10 protein-coding genes are annotated in these 12,980 nt (G+C 43.9%); 8 read left to right on the top strand and 2 right to left on the bottom strand.

Translation table 11 applies throughout. The features are described 5' to 3' along the window. Positions 1-30 precede the first annotated feature (30 nt). From IT774_RS08100 to IT774_RS08065, 8 genes are all read left to right on the top strand, one after another. Complete coding sequence (locus IT774_RS08100; protein ID WP_195812240.1) at positions 31-1,458, top strand: cryptochrome/photolyase family protein; 1,428 nt, start codon at positions 31-33, stop codon at positions 1,456-1,458. 2 nt (positions 1,459-1,460) lie between these two features. Next, the gene (locus IT774_RS08095) at positions 1,461-3,005 is read left to right on the top strand and encodes a cryptochrome/photolyase family protein (protein WP_195812121.1); all 1,545 of its coding nucleotides are present in this window, start codon (positions 1,461-1,463) and stop codon (positions 3,003-3,005) included. Further along, entirely contained in the window at positions 2,992-3,135 is a 144-nt protein-coding gene (locus IT774_RS08090; RefSeq protein WP_195812120.1) for a DUF2256 domain-containing protein, read from the top strand. The genes IT774_RS08095 and IT774_RS08090 overlap by 14 nt, the downstream gene beginning before the upstream one ends. A 75-nt stretch (positions 3,136-3,210) precedes the next feature. Beyond that, on the top strand, positions 3,211-4,248 hold the full coding sequence (locus IT774_RS08085; RefSeq protein WP_195812119.1) for an L-dopachrome tautomerase-related protein: 1,038 nt from the start codon (positions 3,211-3,213) through the stop codon (positions 4,246-4,248). A 146-nt stretch (positions 4,249-4,394) separates the two neighbouring features. Beyond that, a complete protein-coding gene (locus IT774_RS08080; protein WP_195812118.1) occupies positions 4,395-6,197 on the top strand; it encodes a YrzE family protein in 1,803 nt (600 codons plus the stop codon). A gap of 50 nt (positions 6,198-6,247) precedes the next feature. After that, positions 6,248-7,453, top strand: a complete 1,206-nt coding sequence (locus tag IT774_RS08075; protein WP_195812117.1) for an IS256 family transposase — start codon at positions 6,248-6,250, stop codon at positions 7,451-7,453. A gap of 773 nt (positions 7,454-8,226) precedes the next feature. Further along, on the top strand, positions 8,227-8,820 hold the full coding sequence (locus IT774_RS08070) for an outer membrane beta-barrel protein (protein WP_195812116.1): 594 nt from the start codon (positions 8,227-8,229) through the stop codon (positions 8,818-8,820). Positions 8,821-10,346: 1,526 nt separating this feature from the next. Next, positions 10,347-11,405 carry a tyrosine-type recombinase/integrase gene (locus tag IT774_RS08065; RefSeq protein ID WP_195812115.1) on the top strand — a complete coding sequence of 353 codons (1,059 nt, stop codon included), beginning with the start codon at positions 10,347-10,349 and terminating at the stop codon, positions 11,403-11,405. 581 nt (positions 11,406-11,986) lie between these two features. On the opposite strand, the gene IT774_RS08060 is transcribed toward IT774_RS08065, so the two are convergent. After that, the gene (locus tag IT774_RS08060) at positions 11,987-12,238 is read right to left on the bottom strand and encodes a GlsB/YeaQ/YmgE family stress response membrane protein (protein ID WP_195812114.1); all 252 of its coding nucleotides are present in this window, start codon (positions 12,236-12,238) and stop codon (positions 11,987-11,989) included. A 134-nt stretch (positions 12,239-12,372) separates the two neighbouring features. Next, entirely contained in the window at positions 12,373-12,963 is a 591-nt protein-coding gene (locus IT774_RS08055) for a carboxymuconolactone decarboxylase family protein (protein ID WP_195812113.1), read from the bottom strand. Between the last annotated feature and the right edge of the window lie 17 nt (positions 12,964-12,980).

The raw sequence follows: 12,980 nt of genomic DNA, 5'->3' as shown, positions 1-12,980 counted from the left end.
CATAACAATGACCAGAACAACGAGGTGTGCGTGACAGTACCGGTGAGCCTGATGTGGTTCAGAAATGATCTGCGGGTAAAAGACAATCCAGCGTTAAATGCGGCCTGTGATGAAGGCAAAATTATCCCGATCTATATTTATGATACGGCGGCGCCGGATGACAGTAAGCCGGGCGGTGCCAGCGCCTGGTGGTTACATCAGTCGCTCACCAGTCTCGATGAACGCTTAAATGGGCATCTGCAAATATTTAAGGGCGATGCGGCTACATTAATCCCCCAATTGCTTGAAAAATTTGATGTTGAGCGGGTGTTCTGGAATCGCTGTTATGAACCCTGGCCCATCAAACGTGACAAGCAACTTAAACAACAACTCAAAGAGCAGGATATCCAGGTAAAAAGCTTTAATGCCAGCCTGCTATGGGAGCCTGCCAACATCCAGACTCAAAGTGGCGGGCCCTATAAGGTCTTTACCCCCTACTATAAAAAAGGGTGTCTGAATCAGCCTGAGCCACGTTATCCCAAAGCCCCTCCGGCGCGTATAACCTATGCAGATGTACCAGATAAAGGTGATGGGTTAGCAGCACTGGAGTTGATGCCTGCGATTAACTGGTATGCCGATATTGAGAAGGAATGGCGGCCAGGCGAAGAAGGCGCCGCGGACAGGCTTAGTGAGTTTTTGTCAGACGCTGCGGATCACTATGACGAAGAGCGTGATATTCCATCAGTGGCAGGTACCTCAAAATTATCGCCGCATTTGCACTGGGGTGAGATATCTCCTAACCAGATATGGTATGCCGTTAAAGGAAAATACGGCGATCAGGAAAACAAAGACATTGAGACCTTTTTAAGCGAGCTGGGATGGCGCGAGTTTAGTTATTATATGTTGTATCACTTTCCCCATATTGTGGATGAAAACTTCAAGGAAAAATTCAATCACTTCAACTGGCGTTATAGCAAAAATGAGTTAAAGGCCTGGCAAGAGGGCAAGACGGGGATCCCGATTGTGGATGCGGGTATGCGTCAGTTGTGGCAAAAAGGCTGGATGCACAACCGGGTCAGAATGATAGTGGGTTCGTTTCTGGTGAAAAATCTATTGATGCACTGGAACCAGGGTGAGCAATGGTTCTGGGATTGTCTGGTGGATGCGGATCTGGCCAGCAATACGGCCGGGTGGCAGTGGGTGGCCGGCTCCGGCGCCGATGCATCGCCGTATTTTCGGGTATTTAATCCGGTATTGCAGGGTGAGCGGTTTGATAAAGCCGGTGATTATGTACGTGAGTTTTGTCCTGAGCTTAAGGATATGCCGGATAAACATCTGCACAAACCCTGGGAAGCACCAAAAGAAGTGTTGCGACAGGCCGGGGTAAGTTTAGGCGATAACTACCCTGAACCGCTGGTGGATTTAAAACAAAGTCGACAACGTGCTTTAGACGCCTTTGACCAGATAAAGGGAAAATAAGGATGGCGGCTTCACTGAGACTCATTTTGGGTGATCAGCTTACGCTGTCGTTACCTATATTGCAGCAGGCCAATAAACAGCACGATGTTATTCTGCTGGCAGAGGTTAAAGAAGAAGCCACCTATGTAAAACATCATAAAAAGAAGCTGGTACTATTGTTCTCGGCCATGCGGCATTTTGCACAAACCTTGAAAGATGAAGGGTACCGGGTTTGTTACCGTGAGTACGGTGATGAAGATAATCAGGGCAGTTTACTTAATGAGGTAAAAAGGTGTCTGCAGGAAAATGAGGCGCTTACCCAGGTTGTGGTAACCGAGCCAGGTGAGTACCGATTGCTAAAGAGTATGCAGCAGTGGTCTTCACAGCTTGATACCCCTGTCGAGATTTCAGAAGATCCGCGTTTTTATGCCAGCGTTGACGACTTTAAAGAATGGGCCAAAGACAGAAAGTCGCTGCGCATGGAATTTTTCTATCGCGAGATGCGCAAGAAACACCAGATTTTGATGGAGCAGGGCGAACCGGCGGGCGGCAAGTGGAACTATGATGCCAGCAACCGTAAAGCCATGCCTGCCAACGTCCATCCCCCTGAACCCACCAGGTTTTCACCTGACACCGTAACGAAGGAAGTCATCAGCTTAGTCGAAACAGAGTTTTCCGATCATTTTGGTGATATTGGCGCGTTTCATTACGCGGTAACCCGTGACCAGGCATTGCAGGTACTTAACGAATTTATTGAACAGCGATTGCCTGACTTTGGCAAGTATCAGGATGCCATGCGCCATAATATGCCCTGGTTATTTCATTCGCATATCTCGTTTTACCTGAATTGCGGCTTACTTAGCGCGCGCGAAGTGGTCCAGCAGGCTGAAGCTGCCTGGTATGCGGGCGAAGCGCCCCTGAATTCGGTAGAAGGGTTTATTCGTCAGATTCTGGGGTGGCGGGAATATGTACGCGGCTTCTATTGGCATTCCATGCCACAGTTACAAAGCGATAATTATTTTAACGCCAAGCGGGATTTGCCCGAGTTTTTCTGGACCGGCCATACTAATATGAATTGCCTGCGTCAGTGCATTCAAGATACCAAACACCATGCATATGCGCATCATATTCAAAGGCTTATGGTCATTGGAAACTTTTCACTGTTGTGTGAACTGGCCCCCGAACAGGTACAAAAATGGTACTTGCTGGTCTATGCCGATGCCTATGAATGGGTAGAATTGCCCAATGTCGCGGGCATGATTTTATACGCCGATGGCGGTAATCTGGCGAGCAAACCCTATATTTCCAGCGGTAGTTATATCAATAAGATGTCTGATTATTGCAAAAACTGTGGCTATAGTGTGTCCAAAAAAACCGGTGACAAGGCGTGTCCGTTTAATTATCTTTACTGGCGATTTTTAGATGCGCACCACACCAAGCTCAAAGATAACCCCAGAATGGGCCTGGTGTACAAAAGCTACGAGAAAATGTCTCAGCAAAAGATTGATACTATTCGCCGCGATGGTGCTGCCTTTTTGACTAAGCTAAGTAAGAATGAAGAAGTCTGAGCTGCCATCTAAAATGTGTCCGGTGTGCCACAGACCTTTTTATTGGCGCAAAAAGTGGGAAAAAAACTGGGACGCCGTAAAGTATTGCTCCAAACGTTGCGCCGGTAATCGCCAGAAAGTCAGTCTTTAAACCGATTTTGAAAACAATAGGCTAAACACCGAGTCTGGTCGTATCAAACACTCTTACTCATCAAACCAACACTCTATGACTTTCAAAAAATCTGCAGCAATACTCACCAGCGCATTATTAAGCACTTCTGTTTATGCGAACGAACCGCAACAAGTAGCCCAGGTGAAGGGAACACAAATTACCGGAATCTCTGTGAGTCACGATGGCGAAATATTTATCAGCGCCCCGAACTGGCGTGACGGCGTAAAGTTTGCGGTGGCAGAAGTTAACACAGAAACAAACGAGGTAACGCCTTACCCTGATAATAAATACAATCGGTGTGTCGCCGACAGCCTCGTAAAAGACGACTGCTTTTTAGCGGTGCAATCGGTTATTGCTCACAATAAAAAGTTGTACGTATTAGATACCCGTAATCCGAAGTTTAAAACGGTTGAAGATGCTCCCCGAGTGTTTGTCATCAATTTACAAACAAACCATGTTGAATCAGTATTAACCTTATCGAAAGAAGCTTATCATGCAGATTCCTACATTAATGATTTACGCATTGATGATAAAACCCAACGAATCTATATGACAGATTCTAATCACCCGGGGCTGGTGGTTTATAATTTAAAAACCAATGATAGTTATCGGGTTTTGAATGAGCACAAAACGACTACCGCAGAAGTAGAGACATTGGACATTGCAGGAACTCCGTTTGAAAATGTCATTCATACGGACGGTATAGCATTGGATAGAGTCAATGATACGTTGTATTTTCATACACTGAGCGGCTATAGTCTGTATGCTATCAATACCAAAGATATAAACAACACCTCGAGCCAAAAGACAGCGGATGCCGTTTGGGAAGTTGCTCAAACCGGGGCTCCTGACGGTATGATTTACGCTGACAACGGTAACCTGTTTTTAGCCAATCTGGAAAAACGAACTATTGATTACCTTACGCCAGCGCAGGAGCTGAGAACATTGGTAAGTGGTGAAAAAGTCAATTGGGCTGATACATTCAGCATATACAACAATGACCTATATTACACAAATAGTAAGATCCAAGATGCCGGCGCTGATGTTAGTCAGATGCACTTTGAAATTTTTAAGGTTGCTTTGCCTCAATAACTGTCAAAAATTCAATATTGGCCGAAAGTTCGGGCTTTATTATACCTTCCCTTTTACGGCACCATACCCTGACACATACAAAAAAGTAACGCCGCTACGCGGCTGAAAGCCTGTTACCAAGAATAGGCTAAAGAATTAGATGCCGTGTGGTTAGTTATAAAGTACCAATATTCCGAATTTTTTATATTTGGTTAAACCGGGCTTCAATTTCAGTAGTAACCATTGAAGACTCATTAATTATTTGGAGAATGGACATACGCAAAATCAGGTACGCCGGGGTATTTGGCTTGGCCGCTTTATTCAGCCCGCTGGCTTTTGCACAGGCTCAGGGTACAGTCTCATTGGCAGGGCACTTTTTTACCAGTGTTTTAGCCGGGGTTATTATTGCCGTAGGCATTCAATTCCTATTAAGCAACCTGGCAATTGCATTAGGTATTAGCGCGGTCGGCGACTTACGTGACAATAAGTACAACAACAATGGTGATAGTAACAACTCTTCACAATCTTCATCGAGTTCTTCTGAGCCTGGTAGCACCGGCACCAAAGTGATATCAGGTCTGGGGATATTCAGTACCGTCACCATGTCTATATCGCTGTTTATTGGTACCTGGTTGGCACTGGATCTGGCGCAAAGTACGACCATTTTAAACGGTGCGATTACCGGACTTATTATATGGGCACTGTTTTTTATTGCCTGTCTTTATTTTGATATTAAATTTACAACCAGCATTACCGGACGTTTGTTTTCTTTTATTCAAACAAGTTTAACTAAAACCGGTTCAGCTGTTTCCGGTATTTTCAGTTCAAGAAATCAGCCAAAGCCAGAAGAGTTTGCACAGCAAACCGTTAAAGCTATCCACGATGAAATTCGTCAGGAATTTGATGTTTCTGAAATAGATAAGAAAATAAAAAGTTATATTGATCAGGCTTCCTCTAATCATTCTCCTCGTGAATTCCGTAAAGAAATTGAAAAGCTGATCCACGAAATTGAAATTGAAGAACAATATACCACTGATGACCCAGATGCTGCGCGCAAGCTTATTTTAGAAGTTGCTAGTAAGCAATCGAATGTCAGTGACAGGGATAAGAAAAAGCTCTCAGATGCGGTCAATCATACCAAAACCGCGATGCGTGAAGGCGGTTCAAATCATCAAAAAGCAACCGCTGCGTTTGATAAGTTGAGTCCCAGCAGCGAAGATGAAGGGCAGAAATATCGCCAGGCCGTATCAGATTATCTTGATAAGATGGGTCAGGATGAAGTGTCTTCTGAACAGATTGAAAAAGATCTTGAAACCATTTTTAATGATCCTTCACAGTCTAAACAAGTTCTGCGCCAGCGTATCCAACAGGTTGACCGTAATACCATAAAAGCCGCGATATCCTCGCACAAAGATATGGATGAGCAGAAAGCAGATCGTGTTTTATCGGTATTCGATAAATTGGTAGATAAAGCAAAATCAGTACAACAATCAGGAAACTCTGAAAGCGAGCAGGGCAGTCAGACCACTAATCTGCCAGTGAAGCGTACACGTGCTGAAACACGGGTGCAGGATTGGTTCGACCGGACCCAACGCCCAGAATTAAAATATCGCGACCTTAAAGCTGATTTTATGGAAATCTTAGATGATCCTAAAATGGCTCCGGAGATTTTGTCTAAACGTGTTTCTAAGATGGACGACAAAACGGTTCGTGCATTACTTACTAACAATAATCAATTAGACGAATCAGATATTGATGAATATATGGCGAAATACAATGAAGCTAAAGATGATTTGTTAAAACGCCTGGATACCTTCCAATCTGAAGCTAAAACACGGATGCAATCATTACAGAATGCAGCATTTGATCAATCAGAAGCCGTTCGTAAAACAGCAGCGTCAGCAGCGTGGTGGATTTTTGTGTCAGCGCTGGTAAGTGCAGGCTCGGCCTTATTAGCCGGGAGAGTGTAAAAATAACTGTGTAAATGGCATTCTTATCAACTCCTTAGAAGGATATCAGAATGCCAATATCAGACAAACTCATCGACCAACTGCTTGACGACTGTGATTCACCAGAAGACATTTTAGGCGAAGCTGGCCTGCTCAAGCAGCTTACCAAGAAGGTTGCTGAACGAGCGTTAGAAGCCGAAATGGAAGCCCATCTGGGCTACGCGCCCAACGATGCGGCTGGTAACAACAGCGGCAACTCTCGCAACGGTAAAACGAAGAAGAGTGTTCGCAGCACCAATGGTGATGTTGAACTCCATATTCCACGCGATCGCAACGGCAGTTTTGACCCCAAGTTAGTACGCAAAGGCGAACATCAGCTAAACGGATTTGATGAGCGCATTGTTGCCCTTTACGCGCGCGGCATGACCACGCGGGATATTCAGGCTTACCTTGAAGAAGCTTACGGTGTTGAGGTCTCTGCCACCTTCATATCGCAGGTAACGAACGCGGTGATGGACGAGGTTAAGGCCTGGCAGCATCGGCCGCTGGAAAAGCTTTACCCGGTGGTTTATCTCGACTGTTTAGTGGTTCGTAGTCGTGACTCTGGCGTGGTACAAAATAAATCCGTGTATCTGGCGCTTGGCATTAATACCGACGGTGAAAAAGAGTTATTAGGTCTGTGGATGGCCCAAACTGAGGGCGCCAAGTTCTGGTTGTCGGTGATGAACGAGCTTAAAAACCGTGGTGTGGAGGATATCTTCATCGCCTGCTGTGATGGCCTCAAAGGCTTCCCGGAAGCCATTGAAGCGGTATACCCGAAAACACAGGTGCAGCTGTGTATCGTGCATCAAATTCGCCACTCGCTGCGCTACGTGAACTGGAAGCAGCGTAAGATTATCGCGGCGGATTTAAAACTGATTTATGGTGCGGCCACTCGTGCTGAAGCCGAGCAGGCCCTCGAGCTTTTTGCAGAAAAATGGGATTGCGAACACCCGACCATCAGCCGCTCCTGGCGGGCGAACTGGGAACGTTTATGCGTATTCTTCGATTATCCGGTCGAGATACGCAAGGCCATTTACACCACCAATGCGATTGAGTCGCTGAACGCGTCCCTGCGAAAAATCACCAAGACCCGCCGGTCGTTCCCGAACGACGAAGCCGTCATGAAGGTGTTGTACCTAGCCTTGCATCAGGCTTCGAAAAAGTGGACGATGCCCATACGCAACTGGAAACCGGCCATGGCGCAGTTCGAGATTATGTACCAGGATCGGATTTAACAGTGCAATCAGCCATTTACACAAAATATTTTACAGTCTCTTAGCCGGCGCACTGGCGAGCAATCTCATCTAATCTTATCTTAACTTAAATTTAAAATTCTAAGCCCCGTACAACCGGGGCTTTTTTATGTTCGTTACAAAGCTTGCCGTTGCCCGTAACCGAACCTGCAGCAGGTACTGTGATGTTGTTGATCTCCTGTCATGCATGCTTAACGCCTCGAAATAATTAAGTTTCCTGATACATTACATCCAGATTTGAAGCCGTTCTCGGTGGTTCCATACTACCGTCATCCACTAAGATAACCGTCTATATCATCGTATAATTTTTGACAGACTCGGGCAAAGAACGATGTGAACAGGGAAGGGCACACGAAGGTTAAATCGGTATCTTGATGTACTTATGCTTGTTGGTCGAACGTTGTACGACACAAAGTTGGTATATGAAAAAACTAAAATAGCCAGTTAGGAAAACCAAAAACTGCCTGCGTGGGAGTATCAAGATCAGACTTTCAATAAGCCCCTGACCACAAATACGCTGAACATTACTGAGTCAAACTAAGATCAGCGAAACGCGTTGTCCCGATTAAGTGAATCAGAACAGAATGCTTATCGAGAAAAGGTCCTTAACTATTTATATTAAAGATTATTTTCATTAACTCCCAGACCGAATTTGTAACCACCTAAATTTATTGATTTTTTCTTTTAAAAGAATTGCTGTATAGTGCGCTGCGTCCTCTAAGGGCATTTATTATATTTTTAAAGGAATAATTTTGATGAAACGCACTTTTTTCGCAGCTGTTGTAGCTGGTCTTTCCATGAATGCTTTCGCGGCACAGAACTTTTCATCTGCTCCTTCGTGGGATTATGTAGAAGCGGGTTACCAGGTTGCTGATATTGATGATGCTGGTGATTTCGAGCCTGCGGGATACGCATTAGCAGCTTCAGCCGCGGTCGGTGAAAATTTCTTTTTGAAAGCTGCTTACCGGGATTTGAGTGAAGATAAATATGGGTTAGAAGTGGAATTAAGTCAGCTAACCGCTGGATTTGGTTATCGTTACAGCGCAAGCAAAACTACTGACTTATTTGGTGCTTTGACCTTTGAGCGCCTCGATGCCGAATTCTCGGGTGGCGGTCTTTCTATGGAAGGCGACGATGATGGTTTTGGCATTGAAGCCGGGGTACGCTCTATGGTTATTGATCACCTGGAATTGTCTGCAGCTGTAAAACATGTAGAGCTGGAAGAAGGTGACACTGGCTTTGAAGTAGGCGCAAATTTTTATATTACTCCTAACTTTGCTGTTGGCGCCTCTTATGAAGCAAGAGATGACTTTGACTTTGTTGGTGCAGATCTACGCATTAATTTCTAATTTTCTTCGCGGGCTTCGGCCCGCCATTTAAAATTATCAGTTTAGAACCTCAATCAAAATGGTTAGGTGAGGTTAATTGGCCTGGCCGTAATTATGAGCATCGGGCAAACCATAAGCACTGGTCTTCAACCACAATTTACCAGGCAGCAGAAAGGCGAATTGGCTTTTTTACTGTATTGAATTTTTTAGTTACTCGCAATAAAACTCCGATAATGAAGCAGAAGCTAGAGAAAGTAAGCCGAGAAAAGCTTTTACAATAATGGCTTACCTATAAAGAACATCGTAGCGATTGGGAGTATTTTGAGTCCGGTGGCTGGTCTGAATCGCCACCTTATCCAAAACACCTGGCACAACGCAACTTGTTAGCGCACTAATGACGGCACGAACGAACTCTAAAGCGAATACAACTCACTGAAGTACAATAATATATAACTTCGCATAATGTATATTATGTTAAATGGCATATTATGAGATACCAAGTGAGGGTTGTACAGCCCAACACTTATATTACCAATACGCTGGCATTAGCTAAGCTGCTTGAAACCCTGGAAAGTTAAGTCGCTTACCATAGGTGTTCAATAGAGATGCTCGGTAACTTCGGTGCCTGCCAGTTCTTACTTGTTATCGATTCTTACGTGTTGAAAATAGTATCGTGATTACCGCATTGTTTAGCTAATTCTCAACAGACCCAAATTCTTAGTATCAAGCCAATACAGATCAGATTGATTCAGCTCTAGTAAACCACCAATTTTAGTCGCGCGCCTGTAAGTTGTGATATTAGCTATGAAAATGTGCTAATCAGGGTTTTCAAATTTCGATTAACTCTGAATACCGTTTCAAGGTTATCACCGGAACATTTTGGCGATGCTGAATGAAAAGCCATAACCTGGATGTCTAATCGCGGTAAACTGATTTTACACGCTTAAAATAGATTATAAATCAGGCGACGCTACGTAAAATCTGAAACTATGCAGGTACCGTTACCCGTCAGATTTCACACAGAACACGATTTTTATAGCCCGAATTTTAAGCAAAAACTATTCGCATTATTCAAACCATATCAAAACCCGTCAAACCCGGTTAATGTTATAGATAGCGACATCTAAGCCAAGCCGACTCAGGCCATTCGAGCAAAAGCTCGACAAATATGTGCGAAGTAATCACGATTTTAAAAGAGTACATTGAACCGGTTTACCCACAGCCCATTATAGAAATAGCCAAGTACGGCCACAGTTTTAGCCATCTGTAACGCCGAAGCCTGACAAACTGAATCGTAAATTTTTAATCCCCATCCAACTCTAAAACCAGCGAAAACTTGCAAATTACACCATAAACTGTATATTTATACAGTTATCGATAAAAGAGCATTTATAAGCAACCGGGAAGTTGAGTCAGCAGATCTTTTGCGATCCTTCACGCAAGATAACTGGAATTATCATGCGTGAAGTTAATACCTAATCGTATGGAATAGTTTAGTAAATACAAATATCTTCATTAATATCAGTTAGTTAACAATCAAGGAATTCATGAGTTACTCAGCTTTAGCACCGATCCCGGGTTTTGTCAGTGTCTATAAAGATGCGGTGAATAAGTATTTCACCGATATATTTACCAAGCTGCCCCACAATACTCAGCGGGCTTACGTGAGTGATTTCAATGAGTTTGCGATATTTTGTGAACAGGAGAATCTCGAAGGCTTTAATGACTCAATGCCTAACAATGAAGATTGTATAAAACGTTATGTCGAGGTTCTGTGTCAAAGTCCCCTTGCCTATCGAACCATAAAGCGGCGGCTCAGTGCCTTGAGTAAATTCCTTGGGATAGCGCAGTTACCTAATCCTATTGTTCATTCGGTGTATCTGAAAGATTTTGTCAAACTTTCCCTTGCTCAGAATGAAAAGTACCAGCTTAGTAGTCATCAGGCGGTTCCGCTTACGCTGGATATTCTGGAAAAAATAAACAATAACGTTATACCCGATACCTTGTTAGAGATGCGTGACCTTGCATTAATCAATCTGATGTTTGATGGTTTGCTGCGCGCCGATGAAGTTGTGCGGATACGATTAGAACATATCAACAAACGCAACAATGCGCTGCTTGTTATCACATCAAAGTCGGACCAAGCTGGTAAAGGTTCTTATCGTTATATCTCCAACAGTACCATTGCTATGATTGACGAGTACATTAATGAAGCCAACTTCAATAAAACAAAAGAACACGAACGAGAGATGGATGATCCGCGAAGAATCAACAAAGGGATCTTGTTCAGACGAGTTTCTAATCGCGGTCACGCCCTACTCCCTTATGATGAATCCAAAGCCGGCAAATCATCACCCATTTTAGAATACTCAAGTATCTACCGAATCTGGAAACGTATTGGCAATTTGGCAGACATTAAAGAAAATATAACTCCCCATTCCGGGCGAGTTGGTGGCGCTGTTTCGCTAGCAGAAAATGGTGCCACCCTGCCCGAAATGCAATTAGCCGGGGGGTGGAATTCACCAGAAATGCCGGGGCATTATGGCCAACAAGCTGCGGTGGGAAAAGGCGGAATGTCGAAACTTTCCAAAAATTATGGTCGGTGACTCACCATTAAAATCATTAAAAAACAGATAGCACTCTATATCAATTGGAATTATATCTGTTTTTATTGTTATTTAAGAAGTTTCTGACCTCGAGAAAGCGTGGCTATTATTAACAAGCCTAAACCAGGAAAAAAGGGTGTTGAAATAACACCAATGAGCTTAAGCTGATTCGAAACCAGGCTTTTTTCAGACACAAAAATAGTAGCATTGCATACATCAAGCCGATAAAAAAGAGCACTTATAAAAAGCCCTTGTTTATAAATTACGATCCCTGTGTGGTTAAATTAAAACCCTGTTACCTTTGCCATTACATCTATTATAGCGGCTAAAGTGCTGTATGCCGGGAGATCTAAAAGATGGCATATCATCTTTATTATCCATGCTTTATTGAATAGGTCACTGGCAATAATGGCACAAAATATTTTTTAATATATAGACTATAAAGATTAGAGAAGCAACTTTATAGTCAGCCTTATCTAAGTCAATATAGCAGCTAACCAGTCATAATTATGTTTCAAGCATTTGATAATGAAAAGCCCCTTAACGGGGCTTTTAACTTATTTCAGTGAGGTAAAAGCAGCCTATGCTTTTTTAACTAACCCGACAATAAATAGCAGGACAATTGCGCCCACTGTCGCAGTGATTATAGAGCCAATTATGCCGCCGGCACTGATACCCAGGGCGCCAAACAGAAACCCGCCTAATACTGCCCCAATAATTCCAACGATAATATTTCCTAGAATACCAAAACCACCGCCTTTCATTATTTTACCAGCAAGCCAGCCTGCGATAGCCCCTATCAGCAAAAATATGATTAAACCTGTAATATCCATAGCTCCACCTTTCATCATTATGAATTAATTAGTAATGTGAAAAACGCCATAAAGTTCACAATTTACCCAACGTGCTGTGCCATAAATTAGTGCTGGCACCTTATCTCTTCAGCAAGAACACTTTGGCTGGTATATCAGCGGTGCTTGCCGGTTTCCCAGTCCGTGTTAGCCAGCAATATTTCGCCAGACCTGATAGCGTCGGGCTCTATGGTGGTGGCCATCGAATCATTCCAGCGATTCAGGTAGCCAAATAAGGCGATAACACCCATTATTTCTACGATATCGTTTTCAGACCAGTACCGGTTCATCCGCTTTATAAGGGGTGCATCAACTGCATTAGGAATCGTGGATGCGGCTACGGCCAAATCTAACGCGGCCCGTTCGGCTTCGCTAAACGAAGGATGCGTCTGATATTCCCATACATGGTCGAGCTGGTCCGGTTCGGCGTTGTAGCGCTCGGCGGCGCGAATAGTATGCGCCTGACAATACCGGCAACCGGAAACATTACTCGATACATAGGCAATCAGACGTTTGAATGCACTGGTCACGGCGCCCTGGTTGTCCATCACCGCCATGTTCAGGTTAATAAATGCCTTGGCAATTTCAGGCCGGCGCATCATAGTGAGCACACTGTTAGGACAAAATCCTAAAGTTTCATTAAAAAAGCTGGCCATATCGGCAACTTCCGGGTTCGCCTCGGATGACAGAGGTGGCACTAATGGCATGTTCTTTCCCTGACTGA

Source organism: Salinimonas marina (assembly GCF_015644725.1).
Lineage (GTDB): Bacteria > Pseudomonadota > Gammaproteobacteria > Enterobacterales > Alteromonadaceae > Alteromonas.
This window is presented reverse-complemented; position numbering and strand designations above follow the sequence as displayed.